Origin of the sequence: Pseudomonas sp. B329 (assembly GCF_023127835.1) — a bacterium.
In the GTDB taxonomy this organism is placed as follows: Bacteria; Pseudomonadota; Gammaproteobacteria; order Pseudomonadales; family Pseudomonadaceae; genus Aquipseudomonas; species Aquipseudomonas synxantha_A.
On sequence record NZ_SPKP01000065.1, the window covers coordinates 1 to 19458 of the forward strand.

The 19458-nt window shown below is 60.1% G+C and carries 17 protein-coding genes and 1 pseudogene; 8 read left to right on the top strand and 10 right to left on the bottom strand.

The genetic code is table 11. From position 1 onward, the window contains the following. The first annotated feature begins 479 nt into the window (after positions 1–479). Positions 480–695: a TOBE domain-containing protein gene (locus E4P00_RS27735; RefSeq protein WP_003173733.1), complete on the top strand. Its 216-nt coding sequence runs from the start codon at positions 480–482 to the stop codon at positions 693–695. A 56-nt stretch (positions 696–751) separates the two neighbouring features. Here E4P00_RS27735 and E4P00_RS27740 read toward each other — a convergent pair whose 3' ends face one another. Continuing rightward, entirely contained in the window at positions 752–1897 is a 1146-nt protein-coding gene (locus E4P00_RS27740) for a PatB family C-S lyase (RefSeq protein ID WP_248133408.1), read from the bottom strand. 226 nt (positions 1898–2123) lie between these two features. Between E4P00_RS27740 and ggt the strand changes: the two genes are divergently transcribed. Continuing rightward, positions 2124–3848 carry a gamma-glutamyltransferase gene (ggt, locus tag E4P00_RS27745; protein WP_248133409.1) on the top strand — a complete coding sequence of 575 codons (1725 nt, stop codon included), beginning with the start codon at positions 2124–2126 and terminating at the stop codon, positions 3846–3848. Between the two features lie 119 nt (positions 3849–3967). Here ggt and E4P00_RS27750 read toward each other — a convergent pair whose 3' ends face one another. The 3 genes from E4P00_RS27750 to E4P00_RS27760 all read right to left on the bottom strand — a co-directional run bounded on the left by E4P00_RS27750 (position 3968) and on the right by E4P00_RS27760 (position 6930). Next, positions 3968–4492, bottom strand: a complete 525-nt coding sequence (locus E4P00_RS27750) for an AAA family ATPase (protein WP_078821440.1) — start codon at positions 4490–4492, stop codon at positions 3968–3970. Then, positions 4489–5052, bottom strand: a complete 564-nt coding sequence (gene pnuC / locus E4P00_RS27755; RefSeq protein WP_148854540.1) for a nicotinamide riboside transporter PnuC — start codon at positions 5050–5052, stop codon at positions 4489–4491. Before pnuC ends, E4P00_RS27750 begins: the two co-directional genes overlap by 4 nt. Positions 5053–5295: 243 nt before the next feature. Beyond that, entirely contained in the window at positions 5296–6930 is a 1635-nt protein-coding gene (locus E4P00_RS27760) for a methyl-accepting chemotaxis protein (RefSeq protein WP_248133410.1), read from the bottom strand. A 227-nt stretch (positions 6931–7157) separates the two neighbouring features. Here E4P00_RS27760 and E4P00_RS27765 point away from each other — a divergent pair, with 227 nt between their 5' ends. Beyond that, positions 7158–7988: an undecaprenyl-diphosphate phosphatase gene (locus E4P00_RS27765; RefSeq protein ID WP_005788518.1), complete on the top strand. Its 831-nt coding sequence runs from the start codon at positions 7158–7160 to the stop codon at positions 7986–7988. Beyond that, positions 7985–8368, top strand: a complete 384-nt coding sequence (locus E4P00_RS27770; protein ID WP_103734265.1) for a DUF1294 domain-containing protein — start codon at positions 7985–7987, stop codon at positions 8366–8368. Before E4P00_RS27765 ends, E4P00_RS27770 begins: the two co-directional genes overlap by 4 nt. Here E4P00_RS27770 and E4P00_RS27775 read toward each other — a convergent pair. Then, positions 8357–8713 carry an MmcQ/YjbR family DNA-binding protein gene (locus E4P00_RS27775; protein WP_103734264.1) on the bottom strand — a complete coding sequence of 119 codons (357 nt, stop codon included), beginning with the start codon at positions 8711–8713 and terminating at the stop codon, positions 8357–8359. The two genes, E4P00_RS27770 and E4P00_RS27775, sit on opposite strands and share 12 nt — an antisense overlap. Beyond that, complete coding sequence (locus E4P00_RS27780; RefSeq protein WP_005788515.1) at positions 8710–9618, bottom strand: LysR substrate-binding domain-containing protein; 909 nt, start codon at positions 9616–9618, stop codon at positions 8710–8712. The genes E4P00_RS27775 and E4P00_RS27780 overlap by 4 nt, the downstream gene beginning before the upstream one ends. A 125-nt stretch (positions 9619–9743) precedes the next feature. Between E4P00_RS27780 and E4P00_RS27785 the strand changes: the two genes are divergently transcribed. Further along, on the top strand, positions 9744–10355 hold the full coding sequence (locus E4P00_RS27785; protein WP_005788514.1) for an FMN-dependent NADH-azoreductase: 612 nt from the start codon (positions 9744–9746) through the stop codon (positions 10353–10355). A 209-nt stretch (positions 10356–10564) separates the two neighbouring features. Next, complete coding sequence (locus tag E4P00_RS27790; RefSeq protein WP_032875656.1) at positions 10565–11602, top strand: dienelactone hydrolase; 1038 nt, start codon at positions 10565–10567, stop codon at positions 11600–11602. On the opposite strand, the gene E4P00_RS27795 is transcribed toward E4P00_RS27790, so the two are convergent. Further along, a complete protein-coding gene (locus E4P00_RS27795; RefSeq protein ID WP_032875653.1) occupies positions 11596–12768 on the bottom strand; it encodes an MFS transporter in 1173 nt (390 codons plus the stop codon). The genes E4P00_RS27790 and E4P00_RS27795 overlap by 7 nt on opposite strands. A gap of 116 nt (positions 12769–12884) precedes the next feature. After that, entirely contained in the window at positions 12885–14471 is a 1587-nt protein-coding gene (locus E4P00_RS27800) for an ABC-F family ATPase (RefSeq protein WP_003191057.1), read from the bottom strand. A 341-nt stretch (positions 14472–14812) separates the two neighbouring features. On the opposite strand from E4P00_RS27800, the gene E4P00_RS27805 reads away from it, so the two are divergent. Further along, positions 14813–16522 carry a polyurethanase gene (locus E4P00_RS27805; RefSeq protein WP_248133411.1) on the top strand — a complete coding sequence of 570 codons (1710 nt, stop codon included), beginning with the start codon at positions 14813–14815 and terminating at the stop codon, positions 16520–16522. Between the two features lie 44 nt (positions 16523–16566). Here E4P00_RS27805 and E4P00_RS27810 read toward each other — a convergent pair whose 3' ends face one another. Next, positions 16567–17802, bottom strand: coding sequence for an MFS transporter (locus tag E4P00_RS27810; RefSeq protein ID WP_005788510.1), 1236 nt, complete (start codon positions 17800–17802; stop codon positions 16567–16569). A gap of 154 nt (positions 17803–17956) precedes the next feature. Between E4P00_RS27810 and E4P00_RS27815 the strand changes: the two genes are divergently transcribed. Next, positions 17957–18769: a class I SAM-dependent methyltransferase gene (locus tag E4P00_RS27815; RefSeq protein WP_248133412.1), complete on the top strand. Its 813-nt coding sequence runs from the start codon at positions 17957–17959 to the stop codon at positions 18767–18769. A 189-nt stretch (positions 18770–18958) separates the two neighbouring features. Here the strand turns inward: E4P00_RS27815 and E4P00_RS27820 are convergent. After that, positions 18959–19435: pseudogene (locus tag E4P00_RS27820) on the bottom strand (NAD(P)-dependent oxidoreductase); the annotation flags it as partial. Positions 19436–19458: the final 23 nt, after the last annotated feature.

Consider the following 19458-nt stretch of genomic DNA (forward strand, 5'->3'; position numbering starts at 1 on the left):
GTCGAGGCGGTCCATGTTGGCTTCGGTGGCGTGGCCGGCGTTGGCGCCTTTGATCACCGCTGCACCGGTGTCTTCGTTGTCGACTTCATCCCAACTCAGCATTGAAATACTCCCTTCTGATCCGTTCTGACGGTGTTCAACCCGTCCAAAAAATGTGCGATTTGCAGGCTACCAGGCATTGAAATACTGCGCTGAGTGTGGTCGGTAAATACCGATTCTGCACACTATGTAGTGGTCTGTTCTGTTTGTGGGCACACTATATGGTGTGTAACAAGGTTGGTCAACGCACAAGATATGCGGTCATACGTCGCTGTCGAGCGTGCGGCGCCGGGCAGATGGGCGCCGAAGGATATTTCTCTCATATATCATTATGGAATGGATAAATAGTTATTTATTCCTTTTAATGTTTTCTCGTGAGGCGCATTTTGGGGGCCTGCGCATTCGTGCGGATTGACCCAACAGCCAAAAGGAAAGCCGACATGACCATCAAAGCGATCAACGTGCGCAACCAGTTCAAAGGCGTAATCAAGGAAATTCTGCTGGGGGAAGTCGTGTCGGAAATCGACGTGCAGACGGCGTCCGGCATTGTTACTTCGGTGATTACCACGCGCTCGGTACGTGACCTGGAATTGAAGGTGGGCAGCGAAGTGATTGCCTTTGTGAAGTCGACGGAAGTGTCCATCGCCAAGTTGTGAATGGATAACGTGGGTGGGGATTGCTTACCCCTCCCACGAATGTTTCGCTGGGCAAGTCAGCGCTGGCGCAAGGCACGTTCCATGCGCTGTATACCTTCCTCGAGCATCGCCCGTGGGCAACCGAAGTTCAGGCGCACGAACTGTTGGCTGTCATCGCCAAATTCAATCCCGGCACTCAGGCCGACCCTGGCCTGTTCCAGAAAGAACCGTTGCGGGTCTTCCAGGCCCAATGCGCTGCAATCGAGCCACGCCAGGAAGGTACCTTGTGGTGCGTGCATCACTACACCGGGCAGGCGGGTCTTTAGCGCATCGAGCAGGTAATCACGGTTGGCCTGCAGGTACTGCAACAGCGCAGCGAGCCAGTCGCCGCATTGGCTGTAGGCCGCGCGAGTGGCTTCCAGGCCCAGGGGGCTGACGCTGTCGACCATGCCGCAGCGTGCGTTATTGAAGCGCTCGCGCAGCTCGGCGTTTTGCACCACGGCGAAGCAGGTCTTCAAGCCGGCCACGTTATACGCCTTGCTCGCCGACATCAGGGTGATAGTGCGCTGGGCAATCTCGGGGCTGAGGCTGGCAGTGGGGATATGCCGGCGACCATCGAAGCACAGCTCGGCATGAATCTCGTCGCTGATGATCAGCACGCCGCTGTCAAGGCAGGCGTCGGCCACAGCCTGCAGTTCTTCGCGGGGGAATACTTTGCCGATGGGATTGTGCGGGTTACTCAGCAGCAGCGCACCGGCACCGCTTAATGCCTGGCGCATCGCAGGCATTGGCGTGACGTATTCGCCGTTGATCAACTCGAACGGCATTTCGATGCGCGGCAGGTTCCAGTTGCCGGGTGCCAGGCGAATCGGCCGGTAGTTGGGGGTTTGCAGCACTACCGCCTGGCCGGGTTGGACGAAGGCGTGCAAGGCCATGTTGAAACCAGGTTCGACGCCAGGCAGAAATAGCAGTTCTTCAGGTTGTACGCGCCAGGCGTACTTGGCCCACAGGTCCGCGATGATGGCCTCGCGCACATCCGGGCCGGCCATGCTGTAGCCAAGAATCTGTTGGTCGAGGCGCGTGTGCAGGGCTTGCAATACAGCGGGCGGCGCGGCGATGTCCATATCGGCGATCCACATCGGCAGAACGTCTTGCGGGTAACGGCTCCACTTGGTACTGCCGGTACCGTGGCGTGGGTGGAGCGTGTCGAAATCAAAGCTCATGAAAAAGGCTCGTATCAAAGCGGCGGCGAAAAAGTGGCGTTGATTCTAGCGCCATTGACGGTACAAATGTGGGAGGGAGCAAGCCCCTCCCACATTCGGTTTATTCGCCGTTTCGTTACGCGCCCGTTCCATGACCGACAAGTTCTGTAATAAAAACGCCATTGCGCTGGGGATTGAATCGGGGAGGGGCTATTTTGGTGCATCTCAATAACCAGAGTAGCCATGGATGAAATACCAACCTTTGCGCCGAACCTTGATCGCCACCGCATTGGTGTTGACGGTCAACGGAGTACAAGCCGCTTCCCAGGCGCCGGTAGCCGGTGAAAATGGCATGGTGGTGACGGCCCAGCACCTGGCCACCCATGTCGGCGTGGATGTGCTCAAGGCCGGCGGCAACGCAGTGGATGCAGCCGTTGCCGTGGGCTACGCGCTGGCGGTGGTGTACCCGGCGGCGGGTAACCTCGGTGGCGGTGGTTTCATGACCGTGCAACTGGCGGACGGACGCAAGACCTTCCTCGACTTCCGCGAAAAGGCCCCGTTGGCGGCTACCGCCGACATGTATCTGGACAAGGCCGGCAACGTGGTCGAGGGCCTCAGCGCCAAAGGCAATTTGGCGGTCGGCGTACCGGGTACCGTTTCCGGCATGGAACTGGCCCTGAGCAAATACGGCACTCTCAAGCGCGCCCAAGTGATTGCCCCGGCGATCAAACTGGCGGAAAACGGCTTTGAGCTGGAGCAGGGCGATATCGACCTGTTGCACACCGCCACTGGCGAATTCGAGAAAGATCAGGATTTGCGCGGGATCTTCCTGCACAACGGCCAACCGCTGCAGGTGGGCCAGAAATTGGTGCAAAAAGACCTGGCCAGAACCCTCAAGGAAATCTCCGCCAAGGGCACCGACGGTTTCTATAAAGGTTGGGTGGCCAAGGCCTTGGTGGATTCCAGCCAGGCCGGCAAGGGCATCATCACCCAGGCTGACCTCGACAAGTACAAGACCCGCGAACTGGCGCCCATCGAGTGCGATTACCGTGGTTATCATGTGGTCTCGGCGCCGCCACCCAGTTCGGGCGGCGTGGTGATCTGCCAGATCATGAACATCCTCGAAGGCTACCCGATGGCCGACCTCGGTTATCACTCGGCCCAGGGCCTGCACTACCAGATCGAAGCGATGCGCCATGCCTACGTGGACCGCAACAGCTACCTCGGCGATCCGGATTTCGTGAAGAACCCGATCGAGCATCTGCTGGACAAGAACTACGCCACCAAGCTGCGCGCCGCCATCGAGCCGCAAAAGGCCGGTGATTCCCAGGCGATCAAGCCAGGTGTGTCACCCCACGAAGGCAACAACACCACTCACTATTCGATCGTCGACAAATGGGGCAACGCGGTCTCGGTGACCTACACCCTCAACGATTGGTTTGGTGCCGGGGTGATGGCGAGCAAGACCGGGGTGATCCTCAACGATGAAATGGACGACTTCACCGTCAAGGTCGGCGTGCCGAACATGTACGGGCTGGTGCAGGGCGAGGCCAACGCTATTGCACCGGGCAAGGCGCCGCTGTCGTCGATGAGCCCGACCATCGTCACCAAGGACGGCAAGGCGGTCATGGTGGTCGGCACGCCAGGTGGCAGCCGCATCATCACCGCCACCTTGCTGACCATCCTGAATGTGATCGACTACAAGATGAATATCCAGGAAGCGGTCGACGCACCACGCTTCCATCAGCAATGGATGCCCGAGACCACTAACCTTGAGACCTTTGCGGTCAGCCCGGATACCCAGAAGATCCTCGAAAGCTGGGGCCATAAGTTTGCAGGCCCGCAAGATGCCAACCACTTGGCGGCGATCCTGGTAGGCGCGCCTTCCCTGGGTGGCAAGCCAGTGGGTAACAATCGTTTCTATGGGGCGAACGATCCGCGGCGCAATACGGGCTTGTCGTTGGGTTACTAAAGCCTGGTACGGTAAAAATGTGGGAGCGGGCTTGCCCGCGAAAGCGGTGGGTCAGTCTATGCATGTGCTAGCTGATACATAGCATTCGCGGGCAAGCCCGCTCCCACAGGGGAAGTGTGTCAGCGCTTGAGCAACTGCTCTACTGCGGAAAATGCCGCTTGGCGACGCTGCTCCCAATCCCCGCGAATCACCACCACCGGCTGTTGATGCTCTTGCATCCACTCCAGGCTGGCCTGGAAAAACGCCCGGCGGTCGGCCAGTTCCGGTTGGCAGCGCTGGCCATCGGCGCTCCATTCCACGTCCTCGGGGGAGAGCAGCAGGTGCAGGTCGTACTGCCGGGCCAGCAGTTCGTCATCAAGCCAACCGGGGTAATCGCCAAACAGGGTCTGGCTCCATAGCCTGTTGGTCAGCAGGTGGGTGTCGAGGATCAACAGCGCAGGGTGCCGGGCGCGGGCGCTGTCTTCCCAGGCTAATTGGCCATGGGCGATGGCGGGGATATCCGCCAGGGTCGTGTCACGCTGATGGTGATCGATGAAATGCCGCACGTATTCACCCACCATCAACCCGCCGAAGTGCGCGTGCAGTTGCGCCGCCAACCAGCTTTTGCCGCTGGATTCCGGGCCTGCCAGTACCACCACCTTCATGAGTGCAACGCCGGGTCGGCGCGCCATTCGCGCCAGCCTTGTACGGCAATCACGGTAAACAGTGCATAGAGCGCGGCTGTGAGGTAGAGGCCTTTGTAGAGGAACAGCCCGACAAAAATCACGTCAACGACAATCCACAGCGCCCAGCACTGCACGCGTTTTTGCGCCATCCACATCTGCGCCACCAGGCTGAAACCGGTGAGGGCGGCGTCGAGCCAGGGCTGGGCGGCGTCGGTCCAGTGAGCCATGGCGGCGCCGAGCAACAGGCTGCCGACGGCGCCTACGGCCAGGCTGGTCAGGATCGCAGGCGCTCGCAGGCTGGTGACCTGACGGCCCTGTTTGACTTCGCCGGCACGGGTCCATTGCCACCAGCCATACACCTGCAACGCGGCGTAGACCACTTGCAGCAGCATGTCGGAGTAAAGCTTGACCTCGAAAAACACCCAGGTGTAGAGCAGCACCATCACCAGGCCGATGGGCCAGCACCAAGGGTTTTGTTTGACCGTCAGCCAGACAGCGATCACCCCCAGGGCGGCGGCGAACAGTTCAAGCCCGGACATGGCGGATCCTTGGGAAGTGGGAGAGGGCGGTGATTGTACCCAGAGCTCACCGATCCTCAAAACACAGCAATACAAATGTGGGAGGGGGCTCGCCACCATGCCCCGTGTAGGAGCGAGCTTGCTCGCGAAAAACGTCAACGGTAACGCGTGCTTCCTGAGTAAACGCGGCGCCTCTGGGTTTTTCGCGAGCAAGCTCGCTCCTACATAAGGCTAAGCAAGCCCCCTCCCACAATTTACCCGGCGCTAGATTCGGAATTGGCGCAGCAACCCATCAAGCTGTTCACTCAAGCCCCGCAACTGCGCACTCGCCACGCTGGATTGTTCCGCCGCCAGCGCCGTGCTGTGGGACAGCCCGGCCGCCTGGGTGACGTTCTGGTTGATGTCTTCCACCACATGGGCTTGTTGCAGGGTGGCGCTGGCAATCGAAGCATTCAACCCGTTGAGGTTGTGCAGTGCCTGGCCGATGGCGGTGAGGCTGGCTCCGGCCTGGCCGGCCTGTTCGATGGTCAGTTGCGAGGCACTGTGGCTGTCGCTGATGACCTTGACCGCCGCTTCCGAGTGGCCTTGCAGGCGCTCGATCATCACCTGGATCTCGGCGGTGGGTTTTTTCGTGCGCTGGGCCAGCAAGCGCACTTCATCGGCGACCACCGCAAAGCCACGGCCTTGCTCCCCGGCGCGGGCAGCTTCGATGGCGGCGTTGAGGGCGAGCAAGTTGGTCTGATCGGCAATGGAGCGGATCACTTCGAGTACGCCGCCAATCTGCGTGCTCTCGCTGGAGAGGGTGCGGATCACCTCCACAGCCTGGCTGATGGTGGAGGAGAGCTGATCGATCTGCTGCAAGCTGCCGTCGATATTCACTTGGCCCTGTTGCGCCTGGGCTTGGGCATCGCGCATTTCGCTGGCCGCGTGCTCGGCATTCTTGGCCACGTCCTGCACGCCGTAGGTGACTTCATTGATAGCGGTAGCCACCAGTTCCATCTGCTGCGACTGCTGCTGGCTGCGGTCGTGGGCCTGGCTGGCGTTGTGGCCCAACTCGGTGGATGACTGGCCCAAAGCGTTCGCGCATACCTGCAATTGGCCGACCACCTGGCGCAACTTGGCGGTGAAGCCATTGAAGTGGCGGGCCAGCTGAGTAAGCTCGTCGCTGCCATGGGTGTCGAGACTGCGGGTCAGGTCGCTTTCACCGCTGGCAATATTGCCCATGGCATTCACCGCCGCCTGCAATGGCTGCACGATACTGCGGGCGATCAGCACCACCAGCACGGCCATCATCAGCGCAATGCCCAGGCCGATTGCCGAGGCTTTCCATACCTGGGTCTTGAACTCGGCCTGCACATCATCGACGTACACGCCGGAGCCGATAATCCAGCCCCAGGGTTCGAACAGCTGGATATAGGAGGTTTTCTCCACCGGTGCGTCGGCGCCCGGTTTCGGCCAGCGATAGTTGACGATCCCGGCGCCCTTGGCCTTGGCCAGGATCACGAACTCATTGAACACGGCGAAACCATCCGGGTCACGAATCGCCGAGAGGTTCTGGCCATCGAGCTTGGGGTTGGCCGCGTGCATGATCATCACGGGGGTGAGGTCGTTGATCCAGAAGTAGTCATCGTGGTCGTAGCGCAGGCCACGCACCGCGCTCAGGGCTTGCTGCTGCGCGGCGTCACGGGTCAGTACCCCGGTTTTCTCCAGGTTCTGGTAATACCCGAGCACGCCGCTAGCGGTTTGCACCACGTGCTGGGTCTGCTGGCGCTTGGCCTGGTAGAGGTCGCCGTGGATCTGGTTCAGCATCAGCAGCCCCAAGGCCAGCAGCATCAACACGGCGACTATCAGGATCAGCCAAAGGCGGCGGCTGATCGACATGCTGCGCAAACTGTTCATCGTCCTGTCACTCCATGCTCTTTATAATTGTGGTGCTGCTTCGAGATTTCCGGCGTGTCTGATAGGCTTTCGGCCCGGAATCGAAAAACCTGAGTACTGCCTGATTTTTCACGGAATTTTTGCAGACCGGCGTTGAGAATCAACCGCGGGCGCTTGAGTGCGCTCGTCGTCAGTGAACTTTAAAAAAGACTAAGAGGCATGCCACGCGCATGACCTTTGGAGAGAGCATGGATTTTTGGACCGCCATACAGGCATTGATTCTCGGCATCGTCGAGGGGCTGACGGAGTTCCTGCCGATCTCCAGTACCGGGCACCAGATCATCGTCGCCGACCTGATCAATTTCGGCGGCGAGCGTTTCGAAGCTTTCAATATCATCATCCAGCTGGGCGCGATCCTGGCGGTGGTCTGGGAGTTTCGCCGCAAGATCCTCGATGTGGTCATCGGCCTGCCGACCCAGCCCAAGGCCCGGCGTTTCACCGTCAACCTGATCATCGCCGTATTGCCGGCGGTGGTATTGGGGGTGATTTTTGCCGACCTGATCAAGCATTACCTGTTCAACCCGATCACCGTCGCCAGTGCCCTGGTGGTCGGTGGGGTGATCATGTTGTGGGCCGAACAGCGCCAACATGCGGTGCGCGCTGAAACGGTGGATGACATTACCTGGAAAGACGCCCTCAAGGTCGGCCTGGCCCAGTGCCTGGCAATGATTCCGGGCACTTCGCGCTCCGGTGCGACGATTATCGGCGGCCTGTTGTTCGGCCTGTCGCGCAAGACGGCCACCGAGTTTTCGTTCTTCCTGGCCATGCCGACCATGGTCGGGGCAGCGGTGTACTCGGGCTACAAGTACCGCGACCTGTTCCAGCCGGCGGACTTCCCGGTATTCGCCATAGGTTTTGTCACCTCGTTCATTTTCGCCATGATCGCGGTCAAGGGCTTGCTCAAGTTCATCGCCAGCCACAGCTACGCGGTCTTTGCCTGGTACCGGATTGCCTTCGGCCTGGTCATCCTGGCGACCTGGCAATTCGGCTGGATCGACTGGACTGCGGTCAAGCCATGAGCATCCAGCATCCACGCCTGAAGGCGCTGATCTTTGTGTTGTTATGCGCCGCGCCACTGTTGGGTTCAGCGGTGCTGTGGTATCGCGGCGAGACGGTGATCCCGCTGGCGGCGTATGGCGTGGTCAGTGTGGTGGCGTTCTTCCTGTACTGGAGCGACAAGCGCAAGGCGCAGACCGAGGGCCGGCGCATCCCGGAAAACATTCTGCACGCTGTCGAGCTGGCAGGCGGTTGGCCGGGTGCGCTGATTGCCCAGCAGGTGTTCAGGCACAAGACGCGCAAGGTGTCTTACCAGGTGCTGTTCTGGGTGATCGTGCTGCTGCATCAGGTGTTTTGGCTGGACCAGCTGTTCCTGGGCGGTACGCTGCTTTCAATCCTCTAGCAACAAACCGACCTGCGTGCGCTTGGGCAGTTTGCTCACCACCAGTTGGTGGGAGCGCTGCAACAAGCCACGCAGCTCATCGGCGCCCAGCGGGTAGGGCGTATTCATGATGATCCACTGCGCCCGCGCCAGATACGGTGCGGGGTGGATGCCGGGGCGGTCGACATGGCCCAGGAACAGTTCCTTGTCGACCTTGAACGCCAGCGACTCGCCGCGCAGGTTCTGCAGGGCGAACATCTTGTTGCCGGCAATCGAGAACACCCGCACACCGCCCCACTTATAATCTTCCCGCGCACCGGGCAGGGTCAGGCAGAACGCGGCCACTTGTGCTTCAGTCATGCTCATAACAATCGATCTCCACAGCCTTTGAAGCCTTCTTCCAAATAGTCGATCCACGCGCGGATCGCCGGCAGCACGCCGCGCCGATGCGGGTATACGGCTTGCAACCAGCCGCCCGGCAATGACCATTGCGGCAGCAATTGCACCAGGCGGCCGCTGGCCAGTTCCTCTTCGCAATACATCATCGGCAGCACGGTGAAGCCGACGCCGAGCAGCGCGCTGGTCTTGCGCACGATAAAGTCTTCGATGCCCAGGCGGGCCTCCATCACCAACTCATGGGCATTGCCCTGCGGGTCGATAATGCGTTGGTGCACCATGCGGTCCGCCTCAAGTGCGCCGAGTATGGGCAGTTGTTTGAGGTCTTCCAGGGTTTCGACTTGCCGATCACGCATGAAGCCAGGGCTGGCGACCAACACGGTATGCGCCTGGCGCAAGCGTTTGGTGACCAGCAGCGGGTCTTCGTCGCCCAACTCTCGCACGCGTAGCGCCACGTCAATGCCTTCGGCGACCAGGTCAACACGGCGATTGACCAAGGTCATGTCCAATTGCACCAACGGGTGCGCGGCCAGAAAGCCTGCCACCAATTCCGGCAGGATCTGCTGGGCCAGACCCACCGGGCACGTGACCCGCAGGCGTCCACGCGGCTCGCTGGACATGCTCGCCACGGCCTCATCGGCCATCTCCGCTTCCAGCAACATCGCCTGGCAATGGCGCAAGTAACGCTCGCCCACGGCAGTCAGGGTCAGTTGTCGGGTAGTGCGTTGCAGCAGGCGCGCTCCCAGGCGCTCTTCAAGCTCGGCAATGCGCCGTGACAGCCTGGACTTGGGAATCCCCAGCAGCCGGCCCGCCGCGGCGAAACCGCCGGCTTCGACGACTTTGGCGAAATAGTAGAGATCGTTGAGGTCTTGCATGGTCGGCCTATTGTCCTGTCAGTAGGACAAACTATCGCATTTCAGATGGCTTATCGACTATTGGTTTCATGCGTAGCATCACCACCATCTGATCGCCACTGTCGATCCCACCTCGGAGATCCACCATGAAACTATTGCATATCGATTCCAGCATCCTCGGCGACAACTCGGCTTCCCGCCAACTCAGTGCCGGTGTGGTCAAGGCATGGCAAGCGGCTGAACCGGGTGTGCAAGTGACTTACCGTGACCTGGCCAGCGAAGGCATCAACCACTTCTCCGGCGCTACCCTGGGTGCACTGGGCACTGCGGCCGAACTGCGCGATGCCGCGCAAAAGCACGAGGCGGAACTGAGTGCATCGTCGCTGGCTGAATTCCTCGCCGCCGATGCCATAGTGGTAGGCGCACCGATGTACAACTTCACTATTCCTACCCAGTTGAAAGCCTGGATTGATCGCATCGCGGTTGCCGGCCAGACCTTCCGCTACACCGAAGCCGGCCCTGAAGGCCTGTGCGGTAACAAGAAGGTGATTATCGTGTCCACGGCCGGTGGCTTGCACGCGGATCAGGCATCTGGCGCTGCCCATGAAGGCTACTTGAAACTGCTGTTCGGTTTTCTCGGCATCACCAATATTGAAATCGTCCGCGCTGAAGGGCTGGCCTACGGTGATGAAGCGCGCAGCAAAGCATTGAACGACGCCAACGTGCGGATCAACCAGCAGTTGTTCGCCGCCGCGTAAGGCTTGTGTAAATTAAGCCGTTGCCCGGTTTCATTCTGAAGCCGGGCGCCTAAACTCTGTATTCTGATCGCCTGATCGCCTGATCGCGAGCGGAGTACGGAGTTTTTTCGTTTGTGGCCCAGGTTATGCAGAGGTTATGCAGATAGGGATCCGATACCTGGACTTTTATTCGACATGCCGGTTCTTACGCAGCAAAGGTGGACATCCCCATGATGCGTCTTAGTGCTGTTCTGGTTCTTTCGCTGCTTAGCGGCCTGCTTTCAGTGCACGCTGCACCGGCACCGCACCCGCATTGGAGTGTGGGGTTTCATCGCATGAGCGTGCTCGACCCGCTGGATTCGCAGCCGATGAAGGCCATTGCGTTTTACCCTTCCACTGACACCGAACGCACCACGCCGCTGGGCGCCTATCAGGTCGCGGCCAGTGAAGACGCCAAGGTTGCCATCGGCCGTTTTCCCATGCTGATGTTGTCCCACGGCAATACCGGCACGCCCCTGGCCTTGCATGATCTGGCCACGTCACTGGCGCGCAAGGGATTTGTGGTGGTGGCGGTCCTGCATCCCGGCGACAACTATAAGGACCACAGCCGCCTGGGCACTGTGAGTAATCTGTATGGCCGGCCGATCCAGATCTCCCAGGCGATCACCGCGACCCTGGCTGATCCCATGCTGTCGCCCTTTGTGGATGTTGATCAGATTGGCGTGATCGGTTATTCAGCCGGTGGCGAAACCGCGCTGATCCTGGCGGGCGCCAAGCCGGATTTCGAGCGCCTGCGCCGTTACTGCCAACAACGCCCCGAGGACCGTGATGCCTGCACCACCAAGGGCGAGTTGGTGGTCGACCGCGACGACTTGCAGCCCCAGGCCGACCCACGCATCCATGCCTTGATGCTGATGGCGCCACTGAGCCTGATGTTTGGCCGCCACACCCTGGCTGATGTGCACGTGCCGGTGCTGCTCTACAGTGGCGATGGCGACCAGCTGGTGGCGGTGGACAAGAACGCCGCCGCCCTGGCGCGCAAACTGCCAGAGCCACCGGACTTCAAGCTGTTGGCCGGGGCAGGGCACTTTGTATTCATGGCGCCATGCGACAGCGATCAACTGGCGACAATGCCAGGCATCTGCACCGATGCCGATGGCGTCGACCGCGAAGGTATTCACCGCGATATGGTCTCTGAAGCCGGGCGCTTTTTCAGCCGAACCCTCGGTGAGGCGACGCGTGCCGGCCTGCAGACCGCTGATCAGTAGGCGCGGCGCCTGAGCAGTACGGTCAGGGCGAGTGCGCTGACCGACAGCAACGCGGCACAGAAGAAGATCCAGCCGTAGCCGAGGTTCAACGCCACGGCGCCCATCAACGGCCCGGCAATCGCCAGCGCCAGGTCGAAAAACACCGCATAGGCACTCAGCCCCGCACCTCGGCTGCTGTCCGGCACTTGCTTGATGGCTTCAACCCCCAGCGCCGGGTACACCAGCGACAGGCCAAAGCCGGTCAGCCCGGCACCGATCAAGGCGACGCCGGTGGACGGCGCCAGCCACAGCAGCGTCAGGCCCAGGATTTCGATGCTCATGCAGGCGATGGCGGCGGTAAACCCACCAAACCGGCTGATGGCAGAAATGAACATCAGGCGCGACAGAATAAAACACGCGCCAAATACCGTCAGGCAATACGCCGCGCCGCTCCAGCCACGATTGAGGTAGTACAGGGTAATGAAGGTCGTCAGCGTGCCGTAGCCAATCGACGCCAGGCACAGGCTGGTGCCGAACGGTGCGATGCGCCCGAACACTGCCCAGAACGGCAGCCGCTCACCGCGCACCACCGGCACCGACGGTTTATTGCGGATCAGCACCAGCCCCAGCCCCGCCAACACCGACAGGGCAACTCCCAGGCTGGTATAGCCATATTCCGCCACCATCACCACGCCGACCGGCGCACCAACGGCAATGGCGCCGTAGGAGGCAATGCCATTCCAGGAGATCGAGCGGGCCGTGTGTTCAGTCCCCACCGCGCCCATGCACCAACTGATGGTGCCCACGCCAATCAGGCCCTGGGCCACGCCCAGCAACAGGCGACCGACGATCAGAATGCCCAGGCTCAAGGCTGGCAGGCTGTCCACCAGAGTGGCGATAAAGGTCAGCACGCCGCTGATCAGGATGCCGGCCAGGCCCAGCACGATCGCACGCTTGGTGCCGACGTTATCCGACATCCGCCCGGCCATTGGGCGGCTGAGCAGCGTGGCCAGGTATTGCGAACCGATGGTGACCCCGGCGACTACCGCGCTGAAACCCAGTTGTTCGTGCACATAGCCTGGAATCACCGCAATCGGCAGGCCGATGCAGATAAAGGCTATGAAGGTGTAGAACACGATGGAGACGATCTGCAGGGTGATCGACAGGGAGGAGGGGGCGGCAGGCATGGGTACTCGATCGCTGGCGGGCGGTACGGCCATGATGCCACTGCTCTAACCAATGTGGGAGGGGGCTTGCTCCCTCCCACATTTGGATCTGACTGCCCTGGAAGCTGAGGGCGTTCTTAGAACACCACACCCTGGCTACGCAGGTAGTCGTCATAGGTACCGCTGAAGTCGATCACGCCGCTTGGGCTCAACTCGATGATGCGGGTCGCCAGGGACGATACGAACTCGCGGTCGTGGCTGACGAAGATCAGCGTGCCCGGGTAGTTTTCCAGTGCCAGGTTCAGCGCCTCGATGGATTCCATGTCCAAGTGGTTGGTCGGTTCGTCCATGATCAGCACGTTCGGCTTTTGCAGGATCAGCTTGCCGAACAACATGCGGCCTTGCTCACCACCGGAGATCACTTTGACCGACTTCTGGATTTCGTCGTTGGAGAACAACATGCGGCCCAGGGTGCCACGGATCATTTGTTCGCCTTGGGTCCACTGGCCCATCCAGTCGAACAGGCTCACGTCGTCTTCGAAGTCGTGGGCATGGTCCTGGGCGTAGTAGCCCAGTTCGGCGGCGTCGGTCCACTTGATGCTGCCGGCATCCGGGGTCAGTTCGTTGACCAGGGTGCGCAGCAGGGTGGTCTTGCCGATACCGTTCGGGCCGATGATTGCCACGCGCTCGCCAGCTTCAACCTGGAAGCTGAAGTCCTTGAACAGCGGCTTGCCGTCAAAACCTTTGGCCATCTTCTCGACCATGACCGCCTGGCGGTGCAGCTTTTTATTCTGCTCGAAACGGATGAATGGGCTCACACGACTCGACGGCTTGACTTCGGCCAGTTGGATCTTGTCGATCGCCTTGGCACGGGACGTGGCCTGCTTGGCTTTGGAGGCGTTGGCCGAGAAGCGGCTGACGAAGGATTGCAGTTCGGAGATCTGCGCTTTCTTCTTGGCGTTGTCCGACAGCAACTGCTCGCGGGACTGGGTCGCCACGGTCATGTACTCGTCGTAGTTGCCCGGGAACAGGCGCAGCTCGCCGTAGTCCAGGTCAGCCATGTGGGTGCACACGCTGTTCAGGAAGTGACGGTCGTGAGAGATGATGATCATCAGGCTGGAGCGCTGGGTGAGGATGTTTTCCAGCCAGCGGATGGTATTGATGTCCAGGTGGTTGGTCGGTTCGTCGAGCAACAGCACTTCAGGGTCCGAGAACAGCGCCTGAGCCAGCAATACACGCAGTTTCCAGCCTGGGGACACTTCGCTCATCGGGCCGAAATGCTGCTCCAGGGGAATCCCCAGGCCCAGCAACAACTCACCGGCGCGGGATTCGGCGGTGTAGCCGTCCATTTCGGCGAACTCGGTTTCCAGCTCGGCCACGGCCATGCCGTCTTCTTCGCTCATTTCCGGCAGCGAGTAGATACGGTCGCGCTCGGCCTTGACCTTCCACAGCTCCTCGTGGCCCATGATCACGGTGTCGAGCACGGTGAATTCTTCGTAGGCGAACTGGTCCTGGCGCAGTTTACCCAGGCGCACATTCGGCTCCAGCATGACCTGGCCGCCGGACGGGTCGAGGTCGCCACCGAGGATTTTCATGAAGGTCGACTTGCCGCAACCGTTGGCCCCGATCAAACCATAGCGGTTGCCGGCGCCGAACTTGACCGAGACGTTCTCGAAGAGCGGCTTGGCGCCGAACTGCATGGTGATGTTAGCTGTGGAGATCAATTACTTTACCTATCAATGGGTTGCGAGCGTGACGGCAGGTGCCTTCAGGCATGCGTCAACAGCGACATCAAGGCGCGAAACCCGGTCGCTGAGCGGAAAATTTGGGATGTGTGTTGGAATTTGGCGCGCATTGTCGCATATGTGAGGCGACAGTTGTATGGCAGTCGACGACGATGTTCCGCGCCTTGTGTGATTCGAAGCGCTGAAATCAAAGCTCGGGCCCGCGGGCAGGTATTCATTTTTTAGGTAACGATTGACAGTCTTTTCCCGTCCATCACCAATCTGTCCCGGCAATGGGCACTGCGGCCACATCAAAAGTCATCTGAAAAGGGGCAATCGGTATGGGGGTTTTCGATTACAAGAGCATGACGGGCCAGAAGGCCAAGGCGCTGTTGAACGACGCTTTGGCCTTGTCCGATTACGCTTATGACGCCAGCGGCCAACCGCTGACCGCTGGCGGTTGGGCGCCTATCGGTGCGCAAGCACTGGGGGTGACGCAGAAAGTCGACGAGTACGGCACCTTTTGGGGCGAGACGGTATTGGCTCCCTCCGCCAACGTCAAGATTGTGGGACAGTACGATGGCGTGGGTAAGCTGATCGCCATGGGGGTTGCCTTTCGTGGGACGTCCTTTGGCTTGTCCTGGGATGGATTGGGCGACGTCGCCAGCGATCTGGCTGCTGCCGCCGTTCCCGGATACGCCGCCCATTATGCTCAGTTCGCGTTCAGTGGCTTATTGGAGCACGTCGCCAGCTACGCCAGGAGCCAGGGCTTGACCGGCAAGGATATCCTGGTCACCGGCCATAGCCTCGGCGCACTCGGGGCCAACAGCTTGGCGACCTTGAGCCATGATCATTGGGGCGGTTTCTTCGAGGATGCCAACTACGTCACCTTTGCCTCACCCACACAACGTTCGGGTGACACTCGGATCTTGAATATCGGCTATGAGAATGACCTGGTGTTCAAGGCCATTGATGGCGAAGGCATCAATACATCGGCACTGCGCTGGGGTAACGATAGCGTTTGGGATTCGGCGGCCAATAACTTGGTCAGCTTTACCGATAACTACGCCTCAGCCTGGGCGCATTTACCCAATGCCCTCAACTGGGGAGTCGGCAAGGCTCACTCCCTGGACGGTTACATCCAAGGCATGAAGCGTATCGCGTCCTCGGATTTCTACGACCTGACCAGCAAAGACTCGACCATCGTACTCTCCAGCCTCAGCGAGGCCACGCGTGAAACCACCTGGGTGCAAGACCTGAACCGCTACGCCGAAAAACACACCGGCAATACCTTCATCTTCGGTACCGAGGGCAACGACCTGCTCAAGGGCGGAGCGGGCAATGACTTCCTGGAAGGTGGCGCAGGTGATGATCGTTTCCGCGATGACGGCGGCTACAACATCCTGCTGGGGGGGCAGGGCAGTAACGTCTTCGAACTGCAAAAGCCACTGGGCGCCTTCAGCTTTGCCAATGACGGCGATGGCACGTTGTATGTCAACGACGCCTATGGCGGTATCAGTATGACCCGGGATATCGGCGCATTGGTCAGCAAAGAAACGGCCTATATACCGTGGACTTCAATCCCTTGGGGCTCCAATGACATCACTTATAAGGTGACCGGCGATGGCCTGCTGGCCGGTAACGACCTGACGCACTACGCGGCCTCCACCAACGGCGATGCCCATGACAATGTCCTCACCGCTCATGCTACGGGTGATTGGCTGTTCGGCTTGGGCGGCGACGATCACCTGATCGGAGGCCCGGGTAATGACGTATTTGTCGGCGGCACCGGCAATGACCTGATGGTTGCAGGCGGTGGCAGTAATACCTTCCTGTTCGACGGCATCTTCGGCAACGACCGGATCCAGGGTTACCAGGCCAGCGATAAGCTGGTGTTCATGGGTATGGCTGGCCTGGGCCAGGATTACGATTACCGCTCTTATGCCTCGACGTTCGAGGACAACACCGTGCTGGCCTTTGGTGACAACTCGGTGATGTTAATGGGCGTGAACATGACTCAGTTGAATGGCGCAGGCATCTTTATTTCCTGAACGCAGGCCGGGCAGAGCACCTTGGATGACTGGGGTGTTCTGCTTCAGCCCATTACCGGCACCTGCAGGCTGGGTTTTGCCAGGGTTTCCGGCATCGCCAGCCACAACAGCAGCAACGCCACGCCCGCCACGCCCGCCAAGGTCAGAAAGGCTGCGTTATAGCCGGCCTGTTGCACCACGAAGCCGGCCAGGCTGCTGCTTAGCGCCGCGCCGAGGCCGAACACAGTGGAAAGGGCACCCAGACTTACATTGAAACGCCCGGTGCCTTGGGTCAGGTCTTTGACGATGACCGGGAACAACGCGCCGAAAATACCCGCGCCGATACCGTCAAGCATCTGCACCGCCACCAGCCAATACGGATCGCTGGACAGGGTATACAGCACGCCACGCAGCGGCAGTATCAGAAAGCCGGCCAGCAACAGCGGCTTGCGCCCCCAGATATCTGCCTTGAGCCCGACCAGCCAGGCGATCGGGACCATGACCAACTGTGCGGCGACAATGCAGGCTGAGGTCAGGGGCGTGGCCATCTGCAGGTTGATCTGCGCCAGCTTCTGGCTGACCAGTGGCAGCATCGCGGCATTGGCCAGGTGAAACAGCGCGCAGCAGACGGCGAACAGCAGCAACGGGCGGTTAGCCAGCAAGACGGTCAGGCCCGAAGGCTGCTCATGGTCGCTGTGATGGGCGGGATCGAAGCCACGGGCCACCTCATGATCAATCGCCTTGCCAGAAACACAGCTGACCGCAATGACACTGGCGACTGCCATAAACGCCATCAGGTAAAACACCACCACAGGCCCATACAGATACGCCAGGCCCCCGGCCAGCAGTGCGGCCACGGCGTTGCCGGCGTGGTTGAAGGTTTCGTTGCGCCCGGTACGCCGAGTGAAAGCACGGGGGCCGGTAATACCAAGGGAGATGGCAGAAATGGCCGGGGCGAATACCGATGCGGCAACGGCGCTGGCGGCCTGGGTCAGCGCCACCCAGCCAAATGAACTGACGAAGGGCAGTATCAGGCAACTGCCGGTGACCAGCAGCGCGGCAATCGCGATGACTGCACGCTTGCTGCGGGTTCGGTCGATCAGCGCACCCGCCGGGCCCTGGGTGATCAAGGCGGCGATACCGGCCAGGGTCATGACTACGCCGATACTGGCCGGGTCCCATTTATGGACCGCCAGCAGGTAGATCGCCAGGTACGGCCCAAGACCGTCGCGAACATCCGCGAGGAAGAAGTTCAGGCTGTCCAGGGAAAGGGCGGTACGCAGATCTGAATGATGGGCCACAGTGCGATCTTCGAGAGCGGCGTTCAATGGCTGAACACGCGATGGCTTAATGACCGGTAGGCTTGGCTATAAGTTTCGCTGGTACTGCGGGTTTTATCTGGCAGATATTTGGCTTATGTTCCTAAGCCCGCTGTATTGACTTTCTGGAGACGCAATGGACATGCCCTCAGCGCAAGAGGCGATTGCCAGCAATAAAAACGCCTGGGACGAATCGGCCCGGTTGCACAAAGACACGGCGACCTGGACGAAGCTACTGGCCTCGCTGGCCGAACCTGACTTTTCCTGCCTTGACCCCACTATCACCGCGTTGCTGCATGAGATAGGTGTGGTGGGCAAGGACGTGGTGCAATTGTGCTGCAACAACGGACGCGAAAGCCTTTCGTTGTATGGCTTGGGGGCCCGTTCGGTGGTGGGGGTTGATCAATCCCGGGCGTTTCTTGAACAGGCGCGGGAATTGGCCGAGGTCTCGCCACACAGCCCTGATTTCATTGAGACCGATATCCACCATTTGCCGGAGCGTTTGCAGGCACGGTTCGATATTGCCCTGGTGACCATTGGCGTACTGGGTTGGATGCCGGATGTGGCGTTGTTCATGCGCCAGGTTGCCCTTGTGCTGAAGCCCGGCGGTACGTTGGTCATGTACGAAACCCATCCCTTTCTTGAGGTGTTTGACCCCTGTGGGGCCAACCCGATGCTGCCTTCCAGTTCTTACTTCCAGCGTGAACCCTTTGTGCTGCAGGAGGCAATTGTCTCTGAAGGGAAGGACGAGCGGCCCGGGCCGACGTCCTATTGGTATGTACATACCCTGGGCAGTGTGGTCAGCGCGGCTATCGCAGCGCAGTTGCAGATCGCTCATTTGCAGGAATACCCGCATTCCAACCGGGAAGAACTCTACGATCAATATGAGCATCAGGCCGCGCAACTGCCCCTGTGCTTTACCATGACAGCGATCAGGCGTGATGGCTGATAAAGGTTTGCGCACGCAAAAAAAAGGCCCGCGAGGAGAGGGCGGGCCAAGTGATTCACTGGAGTAGGTAGGCCTGACCTTATAGGTCGAAAAGTGAAGGCCTTGTGAAAATGCCGTGATCAAATCGGATAATCACGTCTAATGCCGATCAGTGTAGGAGCGAGCAAGCTCGCTCCTATGTATGGACTCTTTCTGGCCGATACTGCCCAGGCCGAGCACGCCCAGGGTCTTGCCATGCAGGTCACCGCCCAGGCCCATCTGCCATCCGCCTGCGCGCAGCGAGTTGGCTTCGGCCAGCAGATTGCGCGTAGAGGCCATGATCAGCGCCCAGGTCAGTTCCGGCGCCGCATGTTTATAGCTGTCGGTGCCGCACACCTGGATACCCAGGGCCTTGGCGGCGGCAATATCGATGGCAGCATTGCGCATACCGCCGGTGACCAGCAATTTTAGCTTGGGCAGCCCTTGCAGCAAGGCCTTGTCGAAGGTGGAGCGTTCGCGCATGACGCAAATCACCTCGAAGCCCTTCAAGCGTTCAACCATTGTCGCCGTATCAGCGGGGTAGTCGTGGAGAAAATGTACCTGACCCACGCCGTCCAGCGCCGACCAATCCACCACGTCACTGGCGACGTTCTGCCAATCATCTATCACTGCGATCTGTATCGACATGCCATGGGCCTCGAAATCAAAGG